The organism is Lelliottia jeotgali, from assembly GCF_016771845.1.
GTDB classification, from domain to species: domain Bacteria; phylum Pseudomonadota; class Gammaproteobacteria; order Enterobacterales; family Enterobacteriaceae; genus Enterobacter; species Enterobacter jeotgali.
Map to the genome: position 1 here is coordinate 84,564 of NZ_JAENMQ010000002.1, position 23,369 is coordinate 107,932.

The window sequence follows — 23,369 nt, forward strand, 5'->3', positions numbered from 1 at the left end:
GGCTTTTTCACATTCAGAAGATTACTTCTTCTTGGCTTTCGCGTTCGGCAGGTCGGTGATGCTACCTTCGAAGATCTCTGCCGCCAGGCCCACTGACTCATGCAGAGTCGGGTGCGCGTGGATGGTCAGCGCGATGTCTTCAGCGTCGCAGCCCATTTCGATAGCCAGACCGATCTCACCCAGCAGCTCGCCGCCGTTGGTGCCGACAATCGCACCACCGATGACACGGTGAGTCTCTTTGTCGAAGATCAGTTTGGTCACGCCATCGGCGCAATCAGAAGCGATCGCACGGCCAGAAGCAGCCCACGGGAAGGTGGCGGTTTCGTAGCTGATGCCTTTTTCTTTCGCTTCTTTTTCGGTCAGACCCACCCAGGCAACTTCTGGCTCAGTGTAGGCGATCGATGGGATCACTTTCGGGTCGAAGTAGTGCTTCATGCCCGCGATGACTTCAGCGGCAACGTGGCCTTCGTGAACACCTTTGTGCGCCAGCATTGGCTGACCGACGATATCGCCGATAGCAAAGATGTGCGGCACGTTGGTGCGCAGCTGTTTGTCGACACGGATAAAGCCACGGTCGTCAACTTCAACGCCAGCCGCGCCTGCATCCAGGTTTTTGCCGTTCGGTACACGACCGATAGCCACCAGCACTGCGTCGTAACGCTGCGCTTCAGCAGGGGCTTTTTTGCCTTCCATGGAAACGTAAATACCGTCTTCTTTCGCTTCAACGGCAGTCACTTTGGTTTCCAGCATCAGGTTGAATTTCTTGCTGATGCGTTTGGTGAAGACTTTAACGATGTCTTTATCGGCAGCCGGGATAACCTGGTCGAACATTTCAACCACGTCAATCTCTGAACCCAGCGCGTGGTATACGGTACCCATTTCCAGACCGATGATACCGCCACCCATAACCAGCAGGCGTTTTGGAACGGTTTTCAGTTCCAGAGCGTCGGTGGAATCCCATACGCGTGGATCTTCATGCGGAATGAACGGCAGTTCGATCGGACGGGAGCCCGCCGCGATGATCGCATTGTCAAAGTTGATCACGGTTTTGCCGTTTTCGCCTTCCACTTCCAGGGTGTTTGCCCCGGTGAATTTACCCAGACCGTTGACCACTTTCACTTTACGGCCTTTGGCCATGCCAGCCAGACCTCCGGTCAGCTGAGTGATCACTTTTTCTTTCCAGGTACGAATCTTGTCGATATCGGTTTTCGGCTCGCCGAAGACGATACCGTGGTCAGCCAGTGCTTTGGCTTCTTCGATAACTTTTGCTACGTGCAGCAGTGCTTTAGAAGGGATACAACCGACGTTCAGACAAACACCACCGAGGGTGCTGTAACGTTCTACGATAACGGTTTCCAGACCTAAATCAGCGCAACGGAAGGCAGCAGAGTAACCTGCAGGACCTGCCCCAAGTACCACGACCTGAGTTTTGATTTCAGTACTCATCATGACCTCTTATTGATTTCCGGCGGTCCAGGTACTTGTCGCCCTTCATCCACCGGGACGTTCTATCCGCCCGTATTTTACAAAATTGTTAACAATTTTGAAACAACAAACGGCTCATGAATTCTTGTCTTTACCCATAACCTCACAATTATCATGAGATTACAAGACAAAAAGCCGGCCGACTGGCCGGCTTTTGCGATTACATCACCAGGCGGCGAATATCGCTCAGGGTGTTGTTGATGATGGTAATGAAGCGAGCACCATCAGCACCGTCGATCACGCGGTGGTCGAAGGAGAGAGAGATTGGCATCATCAGACGCGGCACAAACTCTTTACCATTCCACACTGGTTCCATCGCGGACTTAGACACACCGAGGATCGCCACTTCTGGCGCGTTAACAATCGGCGCGAAGTGGGTGGTACCCAGGCCGCCGATGCTGGAGATAGTGAAGCAACCGCCCTGCATTTCGCCGGCTGTCAGCTTACCATCACGCGCTTTCTTGGAGATCACTGTCAGTTCACGGGACAGCTCAGTAATGCTCTTCTTGTTCACGTCTTTGAAGACCGGAACAACCAGACCATTTGGCGTATCAACCGCAACACCGATGTTGATGTATTTTTTCAGCGTCAGACGTTGTGCATCTTCAGACAGAGAGCTGTTGAAACGTGGCATCTGCTCAAGCGCTGCCGCAACGGCTTTCATGATGAAGACCACTGGGGTGAATTTCACGTCCAGTTTACGTTTTTCAGCTTCGGCGTTCTGCTGTTTACGGAACGCTTCCAGATCGGTGATATCGGTTTTGTCGAAGTGCGTAACGTGCGGGATCATCACCCAGTTACGGCTCAGGTTAGCACCAGAGATTTTCTGGATACGACCCAGTTCCACTTCTTCGATTTCACCAAACTTGCTGAAGTCCACTTTCGGCCAAGGCAGCATGCCCGGAATACCGCCGCCGGTGGCAGTAGCAGGTGCCGCTTCAGCGCGTTTCACCGCTTCTTTCACGTAAGTCTGAACGTCTTCGCGCAGGATACGACCTTTACGGCCAGTCCCTTTCACTTTCGCCAGGTTCACACCGAATTCGCGCGCCAGGCGACGAATCAGCGGAGTGGCGTGAACGTACGCGTCGTTTTCAGCAAACTCAGATTTGCCTTCGGATTTCGCCGCCGGTGCCGCTGCTTTTGCAGCAGGAGCCGGAGCGGCAGCAGCAGGAGCCGGAGCGGCAGCAGCAGGTGCTGGCGCAGCAGCCGGAGCCGCGGCAGGCGCAGCGCCTTCCACTTCGAAGACCATGATCAGAGAGCCGGTAGACACTTTGTCGCCGGTGCTGATTTTGATTTCTTTCACGGTACCTGCGAACGGAGCCGGGACTTCCATAGAGGCTTTGTCGCCTTCTACGGTGATCAGTGACTGCTCAGCGGCAACTTTGTCGCCCACTTTCACCATCACTTCAGTCACTTCAACTTCGTCACCGCCGATATCCGGAACGTTAACGTCTTTCGCGCCAGACGCTGCTGGTGCCGCCGCTGCTGCCGGAGCAGCTGCCTGTGCTGGAGCCGCAGCAGGTGCTGCGCCCGCTACTTCGAAGACCATAATCAGGGAGCCGGTAGACACTTTGTCACCGGTGTTGATTTTGATCTCTTTGACCACGCCCGCGAACGGAGCCGGGACTTCCATAGAGGCTTTGTCGCCTTCTACGGTGAGCAGGGATTGTTCAGCGGCAACGGTGTCGCCCACTTTCACCATGATCTCAGTCACTTCGACTTCGTCACCGCCGATGTCCGGCACGTTAACGTCTTTTGCAGCCGCAGCCGCAGGTGCAGCCGCCGGAGCCGCTGCTTCTTTCTTCTCTTCCTGCGCAGGTGCAGCAGCTGCTGCACCGTCGGCGGAATCGAAAATCATGATCAGTTTGCCGGTCTCGGTTTTGTCGCCAACAGAGACTTTGATCTCTTTAACGATGCCAGCCTGAGGAGACGGGACTTCCATAGAGGCTTTATCGCCTTCTACAGTGATCAGCGACTGTTCAGCTTCAACTTTGTCGCCTACTTTGACCAGGATCTCGGTGATTTCAACTTCATCAGCCCCGATGTCCGGTACATTGATTTCGATAGCCATTATTCTTTTACCTCTTACGCCAGACGCGGGTTAACTTTATCTGCATCGATGTTGAATTTGGTAATTGCTTCTGCAACCACTTTCTTATCGATTTCGCCACGTTTAGCCAGTTCGCCCAGCGCTGCTACAACCACGTAAGAAGAGTCAACTTCGAAGTGGTGACGCAGGTTTTCGCGGCTGTCAGAGCGACCGAAGCCGTCGGTACCCAGTACGCGGTAATCGTCAGCCGGTACATAAGTACGAACCTGCTCGGCGAACAGTTTCATATAGTCAGTAGATGCCACTGCCGGTGCGTCGTTCATTACCTGAGCGATGTACGGTACACGTGGAGTTTCCATCGGGTGCAGCATGTTCCAGCGCTCACAATCCTGGCCATCACGCGCCAGTTCAGTGAAGGAGGTCACGCTGTACACGTCGGAGCCAACGCCGTAGTCGTTCGCCAGGATCTGCGCTGCTTCACGTACGTGACGCAGGATAGAACCGGAGCCCAGCAGCTGAACTTTACCTTTGCTACCCGCGATGGTTTCGAGTTTGTAGATACCTTTACGGATACCTTCCTCGGCACCTGCTGGCATAGCCGGCATGTGGTAGTTTTCGTTCAGAGTGGTGATGTAGTAATAAACGTTCTCTTGCGCTTCACCGTACATACGAACCAGGCCGTCATGCATGATGACTGCTACTTCGTACGCGTAAGACGGGTCATAAGAGATACAGTTCGGGATAGTCAGCGACTGAATATGGCTGTGACCATCTTCGTGCTGCAGACCTTCACCGTTCAGCGTTGTACGACCGGAAGTACCACCGACCAGGAAGCCGCGAGCCTGTTGGTCGCCAGCCTGCCAGCACAGGTCACCGATACGCTGGAAACCGAACATTGAATAGTAAATGTAGAATGGAATCATCGGCAGGTTGTTGGTGCTGTAAGAGGTCGCAGCAGCCAACCAGGATGCGCCTGCACCCAGCTCGTTGATCCCTTCCTGCAGAATCTGGCCTTTCTCGTCTTCTTTGTAGTATGCAACCTGCTCACGGTCCTGCGGGGTGTACTGCTGGCCGTTCGGGCTGTAAATACCGATCTGACGGAACAGACCTTCCATACCGAAAGTACGCGCTTCATCGGCGATGATTGGCACCAGACGATCTTTGATCGACTTGTTCTTCAGCATCACGTTCAGGGCACGAACGAAAGCGATAGTGGTAGAGATCTCTTTGTTCTGCTCTTCCAGCAGTTGGGAGAAGTCTTCCAGAACCGGCAGTTCCAGTTTCTCAGTGAAGTTCACTTGACGGGACGGCAGGTAGCCGTTCAGTTTCTGACGCTGTGCATGCAGGTAGGTGTGTTCTTCAGAACCTTCCGGGAAGGTGATGTAAGACAGGTTTTCAACCTGCTCGTCGGTGACAGGAACGTTGAAACGGTCGCGGATATAACGCACGCCGTCCATGTTCATTTTCTTCACCTGGTGAGCAATGTTTTTACCTTCAGCGGTGTCACCCATGCCATAACCTTTGATGGTATGTGCCAGGATAACTGTTGCTTTGCCTTTGGTGTCTTGAGCGTTTTTCAGTGCTGCGTAGACTTTCTTCGGATCGTGGCCGCCGCGGTTCAGAGCCCAGATCTGATCGTCAGACCAGTCTGCAACCAGCGCTGCGGTTTCAGGGTATTTACCGAAGAAGTGTTCACGAACGTAAGCACCGTTTTTGGATTTGAAGGTCTGATAGTCGCCGTCAACGGTTTCGTTCATCAGCTGGATCAGTTTACCGCTGGTGTCTTTACGCAGCAGCTCATCCCAACGACCACCCCACATCACTTTAACCACGTTCCAGCCAGCACCGCTGAAGATGCCTTCCAGTTCGTTGATGATCTTGCCGTTGCCGGTTACCGGACCATCCAGACGCTGCAGGTTACAGTTGATGATGAAGCACAGGTTGTCCAGCTTCTCACGGGTGGCGATGGTGATCGCACCTTTAGATTCTGGCTCATCCATTTCGCCGTCGCCCAGGAAGGCGTAAACGGTCTGCTGAGAAGTGTCTTTCAGGCCACGGTGTTCCAGATATTTCAGGAATTTAGCCTGGTAGATTGCACCGATTGGACCCAGCCCCATAGAAACGGTCGGGAACTGCCAGAATTCAGGCATCAGTTTAGGGTGCGGGTAAGAGGACAGACCTTTACCGTGAACTTCCTGACGGAAGTTGTTCATCTGCTCTTCAGTCAGACGACCTTCCAGGAACGCACGTGCGTAAACGCCCGGAGAGATGTGGCCCTGGAAGTACACCAGGTCGCCGCCGTCTTTCTCGGTGCGCGCGCGGAAGAAGTGGTTGAAGCACACTTCGTATACGGTCGCAGAAGACTGGAAGGAAGCCATGTGGCCGCCCAGTTCCAGGTCTTTCTTGGATGCGCGCAGAACGGTCATGATCGCGTTCCAGCGGATGGCAGAACGAATACGACGTTCCAGATCCAGATTGCCCGGGTATTCCGGTTCGTCTTCGACGGCAATCGTGTTTACGTAGTTGCTAGCCCCTGCACCTGAAGCTACTTTCACGCCACCTTTACGGGCTTCTGAAAGCAGCTGATCAATCAGATACTGAGCGCGCTCAACACCTTCTTCACGGATGACCGATTCGATCGCTTGTAGCCAGTCGCGAGTTTCGATCGGATCCACGTCATTTTGGAGACGTTCTGACATGGGGGTATTCCTTATCTATCTAATACGTTGATTTGTCTGGAACCTGTCCCATTGTGCTCTTTTTCTTCCTATTTCAGGCTGTCTCTTTGTTGGCTGCGCTGCCTCACCCTGGTCACATAGTTAACTATGCTCCCAGGATTCGCGCGCTTGCCGCCGCGATACAACTCGAACTATTTCGAAAACTAAAAGCACAATAAGACAGGTTCTGCGTTTAGTTGCCGCGCTCTAAAAATGCCTGGCGCTTAATCCTTTCGTTGCTGTATGCGGCGAAGTGAACGTTCTCGACGACTCTGTTCACGGCTGCGGTCCAGCAAGATTTCCTCAATGAAAGCCAGGTGACGGTGCGACGCTTCACGCGCCTGCTCCGGTTCCCCGGCCATTATCGCCTCGAATACTCGGGTGCGATGGTTGCTGACCAACGGGAGCATCTCCCGGCGGGCGTACAACAATTCAAAATTTTGTCGAACATTCTGTGCCAGCATCGGCTCCATGCAGCGAAGCAGATGGAGCAGCACCACATTGTGCGCCGCTTCGGTGACGGCAATTTGATACTGGACGACGGCATCGGACTCGGCGTCGAGATCGCCTGACTGCTGGGCCCGTTCAATGGCCTGATGAAGCTCGCGAATACGTTCACGATCTTCATCATTGCTGCGCAGGGCCGCGTAATATGCAGCGATGCCCTCAAGCGCGTGACGGGTTTCAAGCAGGTCAAACTGGGATTCTGGGTGGTCAGATAGAAGCTCTACCAGCGGATCGCTGAAGCTCTGCCACAGGCTGTTTTGCACAAAAGTTCCACCGCCCTGACGACGAAGCAGCAAGCCCTTCGCTTCGAGACGTTGAATTGCCTCGCGCAGAGAGGGACGAGAAACGTCGAACTGTTTTGCCAGTTCGCGTTCAGGCGGGAGTTTTTCACCGGGGCGCAGAGTCCCTTCGAGGATTAAAAACTCCAGCTGCTGCTCTATCACATCCGATAGTTTTGGTTGGCGAATTTTGCTGTAGGCCATATTCCCTGTCTTACGCCTTTTTGCCCGGAGTAAATTGGTCTTACCAATTTCATGTTCGTATCGCTAAAGTAACAAAGTATTCACCTTCTGTCCATCTTGGTTTTGATTGAAATCAGTAAACCCTGCACATTTTAACAACCTTACAGAAATAACGTTTCAGAAATGTAACTTTGCACAAATGAACTGGTTACTACTAAAGAGGGTGTTTTAACCATATTGAAACGAGGGAATTTGCAATCTGAAGCGATTCAACAAGGTAAATAATGAAAATTAGCCCACTTATGGAGCATTTTTATTCTATAGGTTGGGTACGGGAGTGAATCGGCACTATTTACAAATGCTTTCTTTTTATTCAAGCGATCCACATCCCTTCATAAAGCAGGTGCATTCGCGGTCGCTTACCACTATTCTGGCGTCAACGGAAGCCATCTCCGATTTTTTCGGTTAACTTAACCGTAAAGAAATAAATACAGAAAATGGACTTTCATAATTACACACGCCCGAGCGTGAACATAACAACCACACACGAGGTTTCAAATGGAAGCTCAACAGCATGGCGATCAGCTAAAGCGCGGCCTTAAAAACCGCCATATACAGCTCATCGCGTTGGGTGGCGCTATCGGTACCGGCCTTTTTCTGGGCAGCGCATCCGTCATTCAGTCGGCAGGTCCGGGCATTATTCTGGGTTACGCCATCGCAGGCTTTATTGCCTTCCTTATTATGCGCCAGCTGGGCGAAATGGTCGTTGAAGAGCCGGTAGCAGGCTCCTTTAGCCACTTTGCCTACAAATACTGGGGCAGCTTTGCCGGTTTCGCATCGGGCTGGAACTACTGGGTCCTGTACGTTCTGGTTGCCATGGCGGAACTGACTGCCGTCGGTAAGTACATTCAGTTCTGGTATCCGGAGATCCCTACATGGGCTTCAGCGGCGGCCTTCTTCGTGATCATCAACGCCATCAACCTGACCAACGTTAAAGTGTTTGGTGAGATGGAGTTCTGGTTTGCCATTATCAAAGTCATCGCCGTGGTCGCGATGATCATCTTCGGCGGCTGGCTGCTGTTCAGCGGCAACGGCGGCCCGCAGGCCACTGTGCGTAACCTGTGGGAGCAAGGCGGGTTCCTGCCTCACGGCATGACCGGTCTGGTGATGATGATGGCGATCATTATGTTCTCATTCGGTGGGCTGGAGTTGGTGGGTATTACCGCAGCTGAAGCCGATAATCCTGAGCAGAGCATCCCGAAAGCCACCAACCAGGTTATCTACCGTATTCTGATTTTCTATGTGGGCTCCCTGGCGGTTCTGCTTTCCCTGCTGCCGTGGACGCGCGTGACCGCAGACACCAGTCCGTTCGTATTGATCTTCCATGAACTGGGCGACATTTTTGTGGCGAACGCGCTGAACATCGTGGTGCTGACCGCTGCGCTATCCGTCTATAACAGCTGCGTATACTGCAACAGCCGTATGCTGTTCGGCCTGGCTCAGCAGGGCAACGCACCAAAAGCGCTGCTTAACGTGGATAAACGTGGCGTACCGGTGAACTCCATTATGGTGTCCGCGCTGGTTACCGCACTGTGCGTACTGATTAACTACCTGGCACCGGAATCTGCCTTTGGTCTGCTGATGGCACTTGTGGTCTCCGCACTGGTGATCAACTGGGCGATGATCAGCCTGGCGCACATTAAATTCCGTCGCGCCAAGCAGAAACAAGGTGTGAAAACCCGCTTCCCGGCCCTGCTTTATCCCCTCGGCAACTGGGTCTGCCTGGTCTTTATGGCGGCGGTACTGGTCATCATGCTGATCACCCCAGGCATGGCCATCTCCGTGTATCTGATCCCGGTGTGGATTGCGATACTGGGTGTGGGCTACATGTTTAAACAGAAAAATGCCAAAACCGTAAAAGCGCATTAATCGTGTCTCGCTCTGTGCCCGATTGCGGCACAGAGCGTGTTACCTGCCTCACAAATTCTCACCAACAGCCATTTCATCCATATCACCGCCCTTATCCTGCAACGCATATATTCCTTCGCCAGCGAATAATTCTCTCCATACCGAAACTCGGAGATCTGTCGATGGATAACAATAAGCTGTCAGTAAAAGAAAAGATCGGCTATGGGATGGGCGACGCGGGATGCAATATCATCTTTGGCGCCATCATGTTGTTTGTTAACTATTTTTATACGGATATCTTTGGGCTGGCACCGGCACTGGTCGGCGTACTGCTGCTGTCAGTGCGGGTCATCGATGCCATCACCGACCCGATAATGGGCGCGATTGCCGATCGCACCCGCAGTAAATATGGTCGATTTCGTCCATGGCTGCTGTGGATTGCCTTCCCCTATGCTCTGTTCAGCATCCTGATGTTCACCACCCCAGAGTGGACTTACAACAGCAAAGTTATCTATGCGTTTGTCACTTACTTCCTGCTGTCTCTCACCTACACGGCAATTAACATCCCATACTGCTCGCTGGGCGGGGTGATCACCAACGACCCTAAAGAGCGCGTGGCCTGTCAGTCGTACCGCTTTGTAATGGTCGGGATTGCCACGCTGCTGCTCTCGTTAACGCTGCTGCCAATGGTGGAGTATTTTGGCGGCGACGACAAAGCCAAAGGTTATCAAATGGCGATGACCGTGCTGGCGCTGATTGGCACCTGCATGTTCCTGTTCAGTTTCTCGACCGTACGGGAACGTATTCGCCCTGCGGTGCAAACCAATGATGAGCTGAAAAACGATCTGAAAGATGTGTGGAAGAACGATCAGTGGGTGCGCATCCTGCTGCTGACCCTGTGCAACGTCTGTCCGGGCTTTATCCGCATGGCGGCGACCATGTATTACGTCACCTGGGTAATGGGACAAAGCACCCATTTCGCCACCCTGTTTATCAGCCTCGGCGTGGTGGGCATGATGCTCGGCAGTATTTTTGCGAAAACCCTGACCGACCGCTGGTGTAAGCTGAAAGTGTTCTTCTGGACCAATATCGCACTGGCGATTTTCTCCTGCGCGTTCTACTTCTTCGACCCGAAAGCCACGACCACCATCGTCGTACTCTATTTCCTGCTCAATATTCTGCATCAGATCCCTTCCCCGCTGCACTGGTCGCTGATGGCGGATGTGGACGACTACGGTGAGTGGAAAACCGGGAAACGCATCACCGGGATCAGTTTTTCCGGCAATATCTTCTTCCTCAAACTCGGGCTGGCGATTGCCGGTGCAATGGTTGGATTCCTGCTCTCCTGGTACGGTTATGATTCCGGAGCAAAAGCACAAAGCGCCGATGCCACTAACGGGATTGTCCTGCTGTTTACCATCATTCCGGGCGTGGGTTATTTGATTACTGCTGGCGTGGTTCGCCTGCTGAAAGTTGACCGCGAAATGATGAAGCAGATCCAGGAGGACCTGGAAAAACGCCGTAATAACTATCGCGAGCTGAATGATTACCAGGAACTCAAAGCTGTAGAGACTAAATAAGGAAAGCCCTATGCGTCACTGGCCAAACCCGTTTATCGAACAACGTGCCGACCCGTATATTCTGCATCACGACGGGCTTTATTATTTCATCGCCTCAGTACCAGAGTACGACCGGCTGGAGATCCGTCGCGCCGACTCGCTGGAAGGGTTACGTAGCGCAGAAGAAGTGGTGGTCTGGCGTAAACCGGATACCGGCCCGATGAGTGAGCTGATCTGGGCGCCGGAACTGCATTACATTGACGGCAAGTGGTACATCTATTTTGCCGCCGCGCGCACCCAAGCTCTCGACCAACTGAATATGTTCCAGCACCGGATGTTCGCGCTGGAATGCGCAGACAGCGATCCGCTGAGTGGGAAGTGGGTCGAAAAAGGACAAATCGTCACGCCGTTTGATACGTTTGCGCTCGATGCCACCACCTTCGTGCATCAGGGCAAACGTTGGTATCTGTGGGCGCAAAAAGCACCCCATATTTCCGGTAACTCCAATCTCTATCTGTGCGAAATGGAAAACCCGTGGACGCTCAAAGGTGAGCCCATCATGCTCAGCAAACCGGAATACGACTGGGAATGTCGGGGGTTTTGGGTCAACGAAGGCCCGGCGGTGCTGGAGCATAGCAATACGCTATTTATCAGCTACTCTGCCAGCGCGACGGATGAGAACTACTGCATGGGGCTATTGTGGATTGATAAAAGCGCCGATCCGCGCAATCCAGCCAACTGGCACAAAGCACCGCGACCGGTGTTTACCACCAGCTACGAAAATCGCCAGTACGGGCCTGGGCACAACAGCTTTACGCAAACGCCGGACGGCGAAGATGTGCTGGTGTATCACGCACGAAACTACACAGAAATTGAAGGCGATCCGCTTTACGATCCGAATCGTCATACCCGCCTGAAGTTAGTTCGCTGGGACAAAAACGGGATGCCTGATTTTGGCATCCCGCCTGCGGATACGTATTGAGGAATGCGGTGCGCTGGCTTACACCAGCGTGCCGTAAATGGTCAGTAACGCCACCAGCACCACAATCACAAACGAAGTTTTCTTCGCCATCGACACCGCCGCTTTCGGGGTTTCGACTTTATCCGTGTGTGGTTCACGCGCCAGTGAGAACTGCGCCAGGCGCGTCAGCACCTGATACTGAGAAGTATGACGATCGGCTAGGGAGGCAAACCACGCCGGAAGTGCTTTTTCGCCGTGACCGATTAAGGCATAGACCACACCGACCAGACGAACCGGCAGCCAGTCCAGCACGTGTAAAATCGCGTCGATGCCCGACAGCAGACGCTCGTGCGGTGTCAGATAGCGCGCCAGCCAGGTCTGCCAGGCGCGTAAGAAAGCGTATCCCATCAGGAACACCGGGCCCCACGGGCCGCCCACGACAAACCAGAACAGCGGCGCGAGATAATAGCGGAAGTTGATCCACAACAGGGCATTTTGCAGCTCGCGCAGATAATCGCGCTCATTGCAGTCCGGCGGCACGCCGTGAATAAGCGTCAGTTCGCTCGCCATCGCGCCACGCGCGTGGCTATCGTCACGCGATGCGGCTTTCAGATAGGCATGATAGTGCAACCGCACTTTTCCGGCACCGATACACAGTACGCCAAGCAAGATCCACACTACCAGCAGCGGCACGTTGAAAAAGAGGCCATGCAGCGCACGCAGCAACAGAAATACCACGCCCATCACCACAGCGGTCATCAGGAGGGTGCGCAGCATCGAAAAATGTTTAATCCGGCGGAAGAATACTTCCATCCGGTGATCCAAATGCCAGTGCTCGCCCAGTTTAAATAACCGTTCAGCGATCATCACCAGCAGCATGGTAAACAACGTCATGTCATCTCCTTATCTGACGAAGCGGTAAGCATGGCGCGAAACCGGGACCAGTCAAACGCCGGGCCGGGATCGGTTTTTCTCACGGGTGCAATATCGCTATGCCCGGTGATATTTTCAGCAATTTTTGGGTATAGCGCGGACAAAGCACGCGTCACCGCAGCCAAAGCCAGATACTGCGCATTGGTGTAAGGCGTAGTATCTGTGCCTTCCAGCTCAATACCAATCGAAAAATCGTTACAGCGTTCACGCCCTTGATACACAGAGACACCGGCGTGCCACGCACGTTTATCGAAAGGAACATACTGGACGATTTCACCGTCGCGTCGAATCAGACAATGTGCCGAAACGCGCAGATGGGCAATTTCAGCAAAAAAAGGATGGGCATTAGGATCGATTGTTCCGGTGAATAATGCGTCGATCCACGGACCGCCAAATTCACCCGGTGGTAGGCTAATATTGTGGACCACCAGCAGTGAGGGCGTTTCATCCTCCGGGCGGCCATCATGGTGCGGCGACGGTACGTGCCGCGCATCCACCAGCCATCCGTCTTGTAACTGCATGCTGGCTCTCCTTATATATGGTGCAGATTCTCGGTTCAGAGTAGCATGTTTCAATCTTATGATTCGTTACCAATTTGGAGTTTTATCATGCCGCCTCGCCGCTACAACCCCGACCACCGACGTGACGCGCTTCTGGAACGTATTAACCTCGATATCCCGGCAAGCGTCGCCCATGCGCTGCGCGAAGATCTGGGCGGAGAGGTGAATGCCGATAACGATATTACCGCACAATTGCTACCAAAAGAGACGCGCTCCCACGCAGTGATTATCACTCGCGAAGACGGCGTATTCTGCGGCAAGCGCTGGGTAGAAGAGGTCTTTACCCAGCTCGCTGGCGACGACGTACAGATAACCTGGCACGTTCAGGATGGCGACAGCATCAGCGCCAATCAACCTCTTTTTGAACTCAATGGCCCGTCCCGCGTGCTGTTGACAGGTGAACGTACCGCTCTGAACTTCGTCCAGACATTGTCTGGCGTGGCGAGCGCCGTTCGTCGCTACGTTGAGCTTCTGGCTGGCACTAAAACTCAGTTGCTCGATACTCGTAAAACGCTTCCCGGCCTGCGTACGGCGCTAAAATATGCGGTTCTGTGCGGCGGTGGCGCAAACCATCGTCTGGGATTATCCGATGCCTTCCTGATCAAAGAGAACCACATTATCGCGTCTGGTTCGGTACGCCAGGCGGTCGAAAAAGCCTTCTGGCTGCATCCTGACGTGCCTGTCGAAGTCGAAGTTGAAAACATGGATGAATTAGACGCCGCACTCAAAGCCGGGGCGGACATCATCATGCTCGACAACTTCGAAATCGAACAAATGCGCGAAGCCGTCAAACGCACCAATGGTCAGGCGCAGCTGGAAGTCTCCGGCAACGTTACGCATGAAACCCTGCGTGAATTCGCTGAAACGGGCGTGGACTTTATCTCCGTAGGCGCACTCACCAAACACGTACAAGCACTCGACCTCTCTATGCGCTTCAAATAATACGTGATTCTTCGCTCTCTTCTACCGGGAGAGCGAAGTTAATCCACCGTTTACGGCGCTTCTCGCAAAATTTTTATGCCTTCATGCAACTGCTTTAAAATCCTCTGAACCTCCCTTCACAATCTCCTTATTGCTCCTCGTTTTTACTTTCGCGCACTGCCACAGTTGCGCCACGAAACCCAAGGAGCAGACATGAACAGACAACAAGGATTTACCCTCATTGAGCTAATGGTGGTCATTGGCATTATCGCGATTCTCAGCGCCATCGGCGTTCCCGCATACCAGAACTATCTTCGCAAAGCCGCACTGACGGATATGTTGCAAACCTTTATGCCCTATCGCACAGCTATAGAACTTTGCGCACTCGATCATGGCGGTGTCGATAGCTGCGATGGTGGAACCAACGGGATCTCCTCACCGACAACAACGCGTTACACCTCAGCGATGAGCGTCGCCAAAGGCTCAGTAGCTCTGACAGGTCAGGAGAGTCTGAACGGTCTGGAAGTGGTTTTAGCCCCAATCTGGAACGACGGAAACGGGATAACCGGCTGGACGCGAGACTGCAATATCGCTAATGACAGCGCCCTGAAACAAGCGTGTGAAGATGTTTTTCGCTTCGACAATAAATAAAAGGGGCGGATGATGAATTCAGAACAACTAATGCTGCTGTGCCAGCGCCATCATGCATTGCTATTAAGCAATAACGATGAAATGGTCAGTATTGCCGTGCTGGACACTCCAGCATCACAGATGATGGAGGCTCTGCGCTTCGCCACGCAAAAGCGGATTGATATTGAATGCTGGACGAAAGAGCGGATGGAGAAATATCAGCAGACATCATCCCAGGCACATTTACCGATAACCACTCCCGTCAGCTCCGCTGTCGATATTCTTAACCGCACGCTTCAGCAGGCGCTGAGTCAGCGCGCGTCCGATATCCATATCGAGCCTGCCGGGGAGAGTTGGCAAATCCGCTTGCGTATTGATGGCGTGCTTTATCCACAACCCCCGTTAAGAGCAGCATTAGCGACGACGCTCATCGCTCGGCTGAAGGTACTGGGTGAACTGGATATTGCAGAACGCCGCCTGCCGCAGGATGGTCAATTTACCGTTGAGTTGACGGGCAGTGCAGTCTCTTTTCGTATCGCCACGCTTCCTTGTCGCGGGGGCGAAAAAATCGTTTTGCGTTTACTTCATCAAGTGCAACAGGCACTGGAACTTGGCGCATTAGGCATGACTGATTCCCAACGGATGCTTTTTGCAGAAGCACTTTATCAGCCGCAAGGACTTTTATTGGTGACCGGCCCGACCGGAAGTGGAAAAACCGTCACGCTCTACAGTGCACTGCAAGCCCTAAACGCTCAGGACGTGAATATTTGTAGTGTAGAAGATCCGGTAGAGATCCCTCTCGCAGGGTTGAACCAAACACAAATCAATCCACGAGCAGGACTGACGTTTCAAAGCGTGCTTCGAGCACTGCTACGCCAGGACCCGGACATCATCATGGTGGGCGAAATACGCGATGGTGAAACGGCTGAAATCGCCATCAATGCCGCCCAGACGGGGCATTTGGTGCTCTCAACATTGCACACCAACTCCACCACCGAGACATTGATACGATTGCAGCAGATGGGTGTTGCCCGCTGGATGGTGTCATCCGCCCTGACGCTGGTGGTAGCGCAAAGGCTGGTACGCCGCCTGTGCATTCATTGTCGAAAAGAGGGTGAGATGAAAGCAAAATTGCCTAAGACCGTCTGGCCACGTGAACTTCCTCACTGGCAACCGGTAGGCTGCGATCGCTGTTATCACGGCTTTTATGGTCGCGTCGCTCTGTTTGAAGTGCTCTCGGTCAACAGTGATATTCGTCAGGCGATAGCTAGCGGTACGTCGATTGAAGAGATAGACCTCACAGCAAGGGGGACAGGCATGACCACGCTCTTCGAACACGGCTGCATGGCCGTGGAACAAGGACATACCACTCTGAAAGAGATAGTCCGCGTTTTGGGGTTGCCCGATGGCTGCTAATCATCTCTGGCGCTGGCGCGCCCTCACCTTACAGGGGGAACTTCAGCAAGGCACCCTTTGGGCGGTGAATCGAGAAGCAGCCTTTAGTCAGTTGTCATATGAGGCACTTTGCCCGCTGTCACTGTCTCGCACGCTTATGCTGAAGAAATGGCAGCCTCAACATTGCTATGAGATTTTCCGCCAACTTGCCGCGCTGCTTCAGGCCGGGCTTACACTCGCCTACAGCCTGCAAATGCTGGCTGATCAACATCCGATGAAACAATGGCAGGCGCTTTTAGCCAGACTTGCGAACGATCTCAGCGCAGGCTGCGCATTCTCTGAAGCCCTGAAAAAATGGCCTGAGGTATTTCCTCCGCTTTATATCTCAATGATGAAAACCGGGGAACTGACCGGAAAACTGGAAGAGTGCTGTAGTCAGTTGGCTCAGCAGCAAAAATCACAGCGATTGCTCAGTATGAAAGTCAAAAAGGCCCTGCGTTATCCGCTGATCATTCTGGCTCTCGCGGTGGTTGTGGTGCTGGCGATGGTGACATTAGTGTTACCTGAATTCGCCGCCATCTATCAAACGTTCAATACGCCCCTCCCTTTGCTAACACAATTGGTAATGGGGTTTGCTGATTTCGTCCATCAGCACATCATTGCTCTATTCTTCGTGATGCTGTTTCCGGCATTCATGATGCGTGGCTTACGACACCACCCAGGCTGGCAGCGTTTTAGTCAGCGTCTGGTTTTGCGTCTACCTGTTATGGGAGTATTGGTACGCGGACAAAAACTAAGCCAAATATTTACCGTATTATCGCTAACCCAACAGGCGGGGATCGCCTTCTTACAGGGGCTGGAAAGTGCAGAAGAATCGGTTGCGGGCATATTCTGGCAAGAAGCACTGCGGGGCGCCAGGGAGCGGGTGGCGCAAGGAGCACCTATTGGGTCCTCACTCAGTGAAGCGCGAATTTTCACCCCTCTGTGCATTCAGCTTGTGCGAACAGGGGAGGTTTCTGGCTCACTGGATACGATGCTGGCAAATCTAGCTCATCATCATAATGAACAAACATTCCAGCACGCGGATAATCTCGCGTCGCTGTTAGAACCACTGCTGTTAATTGTGACAGGCATCATTATCGGAACACTGGTGGTGGCAATGTATCTGCCAATTTTCCATTTAGGCGATGCGATGAGTGCGGGATAACGCTGGTGCACAGGTGCGCACCAGCGGAACAGCGATTACAGGCTGTTGAAAACGCGGTTTTCTTGTTCCTGAACGCGGATAAACGTCGTGCGTTTGGTCAACTCTTTCAGACGAGATGCACCGACGTAGGTACAGGCAGAACGCAGGCCACCGAGAACATCACGAGCGGTATTCTCAACCGGACCGCGCAGGGACAGTTTCACGGTTTTGCCTTCTGCTGCACGGTACTGCGCAACGCCGCCGACGTGGCGATTCATAGCGGATTCAGAACTCATTCCGTAGAACAGCATGAATTTCTCACCGTTTTCTTCAACTACGGTACCACCGCTCTCTTCATGACCGGCCAACATACCGCCCAGCATCACGAAATCTGCGCCGCCACCGAAGGCTTTTGCAACATCGCCCGGCATGGTGCAGCCGCCGTCGCTGATGATCTGACCGCCCAGGCCGTGGGCCGCATCGGCACACTCAATCACGGCGGACAGCTGCGGATAGCCGACACCTGTTTTGACACGCGTGGTGCAGACAGAGCCAGGGCCGATCCCCACTTTCACGATATCCGCGCCGGACAGAATCAGCTCTTCACACATCTCGCCGGTCACAACGTTACCCGCGATGATGGTTTTGGTTGGCCAGGCCGCGCGTGCTTTGCTGACAAACTGAACGAAATGTTCGGAATAGCCATTCGCTACGTCGATACAAACGAAATTAAACTCTGGATTATCCACCAGAATTTGTTTGGTTTTCTCGAAATCAGCGTCAGATGTACCCGTGGACACCATCACGTGTTTCTTAACATCATCAGAAGCGGAAGCCGCAAATGCATTCCACTCTTCGTTGCTGTAGTGTTTGTGCACTGCAGTCAGAATATCGAAACTCGCCAGCGCCGTTGCCATCGCAAAGGTACCCACGGTATCCATATTGGCAGCAATAACAGGCACGCCAGACCAGGTCTGACCGGAGTGTTTAAAGGTGAATTGACGTTCGAGTTCAACGTCTGAGCGGCTTTTCAGCGTAGAGCGTTTAGGGCGGATAAGAACGTCTTTGAAACCTAACTTCAGATCTTCTTCGATACGCATGTGCGGGTTCCTGGGGTTAGAGGCAAATATAGTCAAAGCACAACTCCAGTGACGTTATCATACGCACTAATACGTGCTCCGCAAGACTGCGAATTTCTCTTTTTTTACGCTACAATCCTATAAATTTACCTGGTCAAAAGCAGGTAAACAGAGTTAACCATCCGCTCCGGTAAGTTTAATTTCTAAGCAGCTGATTTTAAAAATGAATAATTCCCAGGATTTGATTTAATGGGGTACGTTGTTGCGTTAACAGGCGGTATCGGTAGTGGCAAAAGCACCGTTGCTGACGCTTTTTCACGCTTGGGTATTGCGATTATTGATGCCGATATCATTGCCCGTCAGGTGGTAGAGCCTCATTCACCTGGGCTTAATGCTATCGCTGCACATTTCGGGCCCAACATCATGAATGCCGACGGCACGCTGAACAGACGCCTGCTGCGCGAGAGTATCTTTTCGCAACCCGCAGAAAAAACCTGGCTCAACGCCCTCCTGCACCCCATGATTCACCAGGAAACTCAGCGCCAGATCGCTGAAGCCACGTCGCCTTATGTACTCTGGGTTGTTCCCTTGCTCGTTGAAAATCAGCTTCAGCATAAGGCCGATCGTATTCTGGTGATCGATGTGTCGCCTGAGACACAGCTTAAGCGAACCATGCTGCGCGATAATGTCTCTCGCCAACATGCTGAACAAATTCTTGCTGCGCAGGCAACACGCGAAGAGCGCCTTGCCGTCGCAGATGATGTTATTGATAATGATGGCGCACCCGATTCCATTGCGTCGGATGTCGCCCGCCTGCACGCCCAATATCTGACCTACGCCGCGCAGGCCGTAGCACAGGAAAAACCATAATGAATACGCACATCCTTTTTGAGCACCCACTCAATGAAAAAATGCGCACCTGGTTGCGCATCGAATTTCTGATTCAGCAGATGTCACACCATCGCCCTATTGCCGATCATGCTGCGGCACTACATTTTTTTCGCAACGTTGGCGATCTGCTGGATGTCATTGAACGCGGTGATGTTCGTACAGAGTTACTGAAAGAACTTGAGCGCCAACAGCGTAAATTACAGGGGTGGGCTGAAGTCCCGGGCGTCGATCAGAGCCGAATTGATTCCCTGCGACTGCAGTTGAAACAAAGCAGCACAGTTCTGATGGCAGCGCCTCGCGTGGGGCAGTTCCTGCGTGAAGACCGCCTGATTGCCCTGGTACGCCAGCGCCTGAGTATTCCAGGCGGATGCTGTAGCTTTGATCTGCCGACGCTGCACATGTGGCTGCATATGCAGCAGGAACAGCGTGATGTGCAGGTGAAGAGCTGGATGGATAGTCTGGAACCAATGAACCAGGCATTGACACTAATCCTTGATCTCGTACGCCACTCTGCACCGTTTCGCAAACAGACCAGCCTCAATGGTTTTTACCAGGATAATGGTGACGACGCCGATCTGCTGCGACTGAATCTGTCGCTCAGCGAACAACTTTATCCGCAGATTTCCGGGCATAAAAGTCGCTTCGCGATTCGCTTTATGCCGCTGGATAGCGAAAATGGCACAGTGCCAGAACGTCTCGATTTTGAACTGGCTTGCTGCTAAGGAATATTGATGTCTGAAATTATTACCGTAAGCTGCCCGACCTGTGGGAAAGCTGTTATTTGGGGCGAGATTAGCCCGTTTCGCCCGTTCTGCTGCAAACGCTGCCAGTTAATCGATCTGGGTGAATGGGCCGCAGAAGAGAAACGCATCCCGAGCGAGGGCGATTTATCAGATAGCGACGACTGGAGCGAAGAGCAACAGTAACCTCTTCTTTGTTGTGCCTGCTGGCAACGTGCTTAGCAGGCCTTCAGTTCCTGGGTCAGTCTGGCGATTACTGGTTCATTAGCGGGCGGGAATTTCTCGGCGTCCAGTGCCTCCAACGCCAACCAACTGCCAGGCTGCCCTTCTTTACCCCAAGGTTCGCCTTCCCAGCGTTCAACCATCCAGAACCACAACGTAATGTGCCTGTCCGGGAATTGATATTCGAGCTTATCGAACAACGTTGGTTCCAGCGCAGTAATTCCCACCTCTTCCTGAAGCTCTCGCACCAGCGCCTGTTCCGGCGTTTCACCTGATTCGATTTTACCGCCCGGAAATTCCCACTTGTTGGCCATATGGGCATCAGCGGCACGCTGAGTAATGAAGATCTGGTTTTGCGGGTTACGAATAATCCCGACAGCGATTTGCAGTACTTTCATATGTGTGACTTCCATAAAAAAGGCGCAGATCTCTGCGCCTTTTCGATTAGTGATGTGCGTTTAGCTCAGACGGCCATGACACGCTTTATATTTTTTACCGGAACCACATGGGCATGGATCGTTACGACCCACTTTGCGATCGCCCGTCTGGGCAGCAATCGCCGCTGCGGCTTCATCTTCGTCAGTCTGGTGGCTCAGCTGTTGCATCTGTGCCAGGCGCTCAGCTTCTTCACGACGCTGCTGTTCCATTGCTTCTACTTCTTCCGGCATACGCACCTGAACTTTACTCAGGGTGCTAATCACTTCGTACTTCAGTGACTCCAGCATTGAAGCGAACATCGCGAAGGATTCACGCTTGTACTCCTGCTTAGGATCTTTCTGCGCATAGCCACGCAAATGGATACCTTGACGCAGATAGTCCATCGCTGCCAGATGCTCTTTCCACAGGGAATCCAGCGTCTGCAGCATGACGCCTTTCTCGAAGTGACGCATCATCTCAATGCCAACGACTTCTTCCTTCTGCTTGTAAACAGTAATCGCTGTTTCCAGAATACGTTCGCGCAGCGTCTCTTCGTGCAGCTCAGGCTCTTTGTCCAGCCACTCTTTGATCGGCAGTTCGAGGTCGAAGTCGTTTTTCAGACGTTCCTGCAGGCCTTCGATGTCCCACATTTCTTCCAGAGACTGTGGCGGAATGTACGCATCAATAGTCGCTTTAAAGACATCTTCGCGGATGCTGTTGATGGTTTCGCTCACATCAGACACGTCCAGCAGTTCGTTACGCTGGGAGTAGATCGCACGGCGCTGATCGTTCGCAACGTCATCATATTCCAGCAGTTGCTTACGAATATCGAAGTTGCGACTTTCCACTTTACGCTGGGCGTTGGCAATTGCTTTGGTCACCCACGGGTGTTCGATTGCTTCACCTGGTTTCATGCCCAGTTTGCGCATCATACCAGACACGCGGTCAGAGGCGAAAATACGCATCAGCGCATCTTCCATTGACAGGTAGAAGCGTGAAGAACCAGCATCACCCTGACGACCCGCACGACCACGCAGCTGGTTGTCGATACGACGAGATTCGTGACGCTCGGTGCCGATAATGTGCAGACCACCAGATGCCAGTACCGCATCGTGACGCACCTGCCAGTCAGCTTTGATCTGCGCAATTTGTTCTGGAGTTGGGTTTTCCAGCTCGGCCAATTCGGCCTGCCAGCTACCACCCAGCATAATATCGGTACCACGACCTGCCATGTTGGTGGCGATGGTAACCGCCGCCGGATAACCGGCCTGAGCAACGATATCTGCTTCTTTGGCGTGGAATTTAGCGTTCAGTACGTTGTGCTTGATACCCGCTTTATCGAGTTCATGAGAAACCACTTCGGATTTCTCGATCGAGATGGTACCCACCAGTACCGGTTGACCTGCAGCGGTACGCTCGCGGATATCTTCGATGATCGCCTGAATTTTTTCCGCTTCGGTCATGTACACCAGATCCGGCATATCTTTACGGATCATTGGGCGGTTAGTCGGGACGACAACGGTATCCAGTTTGTAGATGGAGCTGAATTCGAACGCTTCGGTATCTGCAGTACCGGTCATGCCCGCCAGTTTTTCGTACAGACGGAAGTAGTTCTGGAAGGTGATAGAAGCCAGCGTCTGGTTTTCGTTCTGAATATCCACGCCTTCTTTGGCTTCCACAGCCTGGTGCAGACCATCAGACCAGCGACGGCCCTGCATGGTACGACCGGTATGTTCATCAACGATGATCACTTCGCCGTCTTTCACGATGTAATCCACATCTCGGGTGAACAGCACGTGAGCGCGCAGTGCGGCAGTCACATGGTGCATCAGCATAATGTTGGTCGGAGAGTAAAGTGACTCGCCTTCATCCATAATGCCCTGCTCAACCAGCAGCTCTTCAATCTGAACCAGACCGCGTTCGGTCAGGTTCACCTGACGCGCTTTTTCGTCAACGGAGAAGTGGCCTTCGCCCTGGAACGTATCAGAATCTTCTTTCTCCTGACGAATCAGATGCGGAATGATTTTGTCGACTTTGCGGTACATCTCAGAGCTGTCTTCAGCCGGACCAGAGATGATCAGCGGAGTACGAGCTTCATCGATCAGGATTGAGTCGACCTCATCCACCAGCGCGTAGTGCAGTTTGCGCTGTACGCGCTCTTCCGGGCTGAACGCCATATTGTCGCGCAGGTAGTCAAAACCGTATTCGTTGTTGGTGCCGTAGGTAATGTCCGCGCCATAAGCTTCGCGCTTCGCCGGAGCAGGCAGGCCAGACATGTTGATACCCACGGACATGCCGAGGAATTCGAACAGTGGACGGTTGTTTTCGGCGTCACGCTGCGCCAGGTAGTCGTTGACGGTGACGACGTGAACGCCTTTACCGGTCAGTGCGTTCAGGTATGCAGGCAGCGTTGCGGTCAGGGTTTTACCTTCACCAGTACGCATTTCTGCGATGCAGCGTTCGTTCAGAACCATACCGCCGAGCAGCTGTACGTCAAAGTGACGCATGCCGAACACGCGTTTACTCGCTTCACGAACCACGGCGAAAGCTTCCGGAATCAGGCTTTCCAGGGTTGCGCCTTTTGCCAGGCGCTCACGGAATTCACCGGTTTTCGCTTTCAGTTCGTCATCGGAGAGTTTTTCCATCTCCGGTTCCATACCATTAATGACGATGACCGCTTTGCGCATACGGCGCAGGGTACGATCGTTACGGCTACCGAAAACTTTGGTTAATAATTTGATTAGCAT

19 protein-coding genes are annotated in these 23,369 nt (G+C 52.9%); 10 read left to right on the plus strand and 9 right to left on the minus strand.

Annotated elements, in window-relative coordinates:
* Positions 1-21: 21 nt before the first annotated feature.
* From lpdA to pdhR, 4 genes are all read right to left on the minus strand, one after another.
* Positions 22-1,446 (minus strand): dihydrolipoyl dehydrogenase, encoded by a 1,425-nt coding sequence (gene lpdA / locus JBO43_RS06845; protein ID WP_095280798.1) that lies wholly within the window; start codon positions 1,444-1,446, stop codon positions 22-24.
* Between the two features lie 199 nt (positions 1,447-1,645).
* Positions 1,646-3,556, minus strand: coding sequence for a pyruvate dehydrogenase complex dihydrolipoyllysine-residue acetyltransferase (gene aceF / locus JBO43_RS06850; RefSeq protein ID WP_202673987.1), 1,911 nt, complete (start codon positions 3,554-3,556; stop codon positions 1,646-1,648).
* A 14-nt stretch (positions 3,557-3,570) separates the two neighbouring features.
* A complete protein-coding gene (gene aceE, locus JBO43_RS06855) occupies positions 3,571-6,234 on the minus strand; it encodes a pyruvate dehydrogenase (acetyl-transferring), homodimeric type (RefSeq protein WP_095280796.1) in 2,664 nt (887 codons plus the stop codon).
* A 242-nt stretch (positions 6,235-6,476) separates the two neighbouring features.
* Positions 6,477-7,241 carry a pyruvate dehydrogenase complex transcriptional repressor PdhR gene (gene pdhR, locus JBO43_RS06860; RefSeq protein WP_103947083.1) on the minus strand — a complete coding sequence of 255 codons (765 nt, stop codon included), beginning with the start codon at positions 7,239-7,241 and terminating at the stop codon, positions 6,477-6,479.
* A 537-nt stretch (positions 7,242-7,778) separates the two neighbouring features.
* Here pdhR and aroP point away from each other — a divergent pair.
* The 3 genes from aroP to JBO43_RS06875 all read left to right on the plus strand — a co-directional run bounded on the left by aroP (position 7,779) and on the right by JBO43_RS06875 (position 11,669).
* Positions 7,779-9,149, plus strand: a complete 1,371-nt coding sequence (gene aroP / locus JBO43_RS06865) for an aromatic amino acid transporter AroP (RefSeq protein ID WP_202673988.1) — start codon at positions 7,779-7,781, stop codon at positions 9,147-9,149.
* A 161-nt stretch (positions 9,150-9,310) separates the two neighbouring features.
* Positions 9,311-10,708, plus strand: a complete 1,398-nt coding sequence (locus tag JBO43_RS06870; protein ID WP_095280793.1) for a glycoside-pentoside-hexuronide (GPH):cation symporter — start codon at positions 9,311-9,313, stop codon at positions 10,706-10,708.
* 10 nt (positions 10,709-10,718) lie between these two features.
* Positions 10,719-11,669, plus strand: a complete 951-nt coding sequence (locus JBO43_RS06875; protein ID WP_095280792.1) for a glycoside hydrolase family 43 protein — start codon at positions 10,719-10,721, stop codon at positions 11,667-11,669.
* 18 nt (positions 11,670-11,687) lie between these two features.
* Here JBO43_RS06875 and ampE read toward each other — a convergent pair whose 3' ends face one another.
* Both ampE and ampD read right to left on the minus strand, forming a co-directional pair.
* On the minus strand, positions 11,688-12,542 hold the full coding sequence (gene ampE, locus JBO43_RS06880) for a beta-lactamase regulator AmpE (RefSeq protein ID WP_095280791.1): 855 nt from the start codon (positions 12,540-12,542) through the stop codon (positions 11,688-11,690).
* Positions 12,539-13,102, minus strand: coding sequence for a 1,6-anhydro-N-acetylmuramyl-L-alanine amidase AmpD (ampD, locus tag JBO43_RS06885; RefSeq protein ID WP_095280790.1), 564 nt, complete (start codon positions 13,100-13,102; stop codon positions 12,539-12,541). Before ampD ends, ampE begins: the two co-directional genes overlap by 4 nt.
* 87 nt (positions 13,103-13,189) lie before the next feature.
* Between ampD and nadC the strand changes: the two genes are divergently transcribed.
* From nadC to hofC, 4 genes are all read left to right on the plus strand, one after another.
* On the plus strand, positions 13,190-14,083 hold the full coding sequence (gene nadC, locus JBO43_RS06890; RefSeq protein ID WP_202673989.1) for a carboxylating nicotinate-nucleotide diphosphorylase: 894 nt from the start codon (positions 13,190-13,192) through the stop codon (positions 14,081-14,083).
* 192 nt (positions 14,084-14,275) lie between these two features.
* On the plus strand, positions 14,276-14,713 hold the full coding sequence (gene ppdD, locus JBO43_RS06895) for a prepilin peptidase-dependent pilin (RefSeq protein WP_095280788.1): 438 nt from the start codon (positions 14,276-14,278) through the stop codon (positions 14,711-14,713).
* A gap of 12 nt (positions 14,714-14,725) precedes the next feature.
* On the plus strand, positions 14,726-16,108 hold the full coding sequence (gspE, locus tag JBO43_RS06900; RefSeq protein WP_202673990.1) for a type II secretion system protein GspE: 1,383 nt from the start codon (positions 14,726-14,728) through the stop codon (positions 16,106-16,108).
* On the plus strand, positions 16,098-17,294 hold the full coding sequence (gene hofC / locus JBO43_RS06905; RefSeq protein WP_202673991.1) for a protein transport protein HofC: 1,197 nt from the start codon (positions 16,098-16,100) through the stop codon (positions 17,292-17,294). The genes gspE and hofC overlap by 11 nt, the downstream gene beginning before the upstream one ends.
* A gap of 35 nt (positions 17,295-17,329) precedes the next feature.
* On the opposite strand, the gene JBO43_RS06910 is transcribed toward hofC, so the two are convergent.
* Complete coding sequence (locus JBO43_RS06910; protein WP_095280785.1) at positions 17,330-18,373, minus strand: GMP reductase; 1,044 nt, start codon at positions 18,371-18,373, stop codon at positions 17,330-17,332.
* 228 nt (positions 18,374-18,601) lie between these two features.
* Here JBO43_RS06910 and coaE point away from each other — a divergent pair, with 228 nt between their 5' ends.
* Genes coaE through yacG form a run of 3 tightly spaced genes read left to right on the plus strand, consistent with a single transcriptional unit; the run spans position 18,602 to position 20,169 of the window.
* Positions 18,602-19,222 (plus strand): dephospho-CoA kinase, encoded by a 621-nt coding sequence (gene coaE, locus JBO43_RS06915; protein ID WP_095280784.1) that lies wholly within the window; start codon positions 18,602-18,604, stop codon positions 19,220-19,222.
* Entirely contained in the window at positions 19,222-19,965 is a 744-nt protein-coding gene (gene zapD / locus JBO43_RS06920; RefSeq protein ID WP_095280783.1) for a cell division protein ZapD, read from the plus strand. Before coaE ends, zapD begins: the two co-directional genes overlap by 1 nt.
* A 9-nt stretch (positions 19,966-19,974) precedes the next feature.
* Positions 19,975-20,169, plus strand: coding sequence for a DNA gyrase inhibitor YacG (gene yacG / locus JBO43_RS06925; protein ID WP_095280782.1), 195 nt, complete (start codon positions 19,975-19,977; stop codon positions 20,167-20,169).
* A 32-nt stretch (positions 20,170-20,201) separates the two neighbouring features.
* Here yacG and mutT read toward each other — a convergent pair whose 3' ends face one another.
* Both mutT and secA read right to left on the minus strand, forming a co-directional pair.
* Positions 20,202-20,603: an 8-oxo-dGTP diphosphatase MutT gene (gene mutT, locus JBO43_RS06930; protein ID WP_095280781.1), complete on the minus strand. Its 402-nt coding sequence runs from the start codon at positions 20,601-20,603 to the stop codon at positions 20,202-20,204.
* 60 nt (positions 20,604-20,663) lie between these two features.
* Entirely contained in the window at positions 20,664-23,369 is a 2,706-nt protein-coding gene (gene secA, locus JBO43_RS06935; protein ID WP_103947091.1) for a preprotein translocase subunit SecA, read from the minus strand.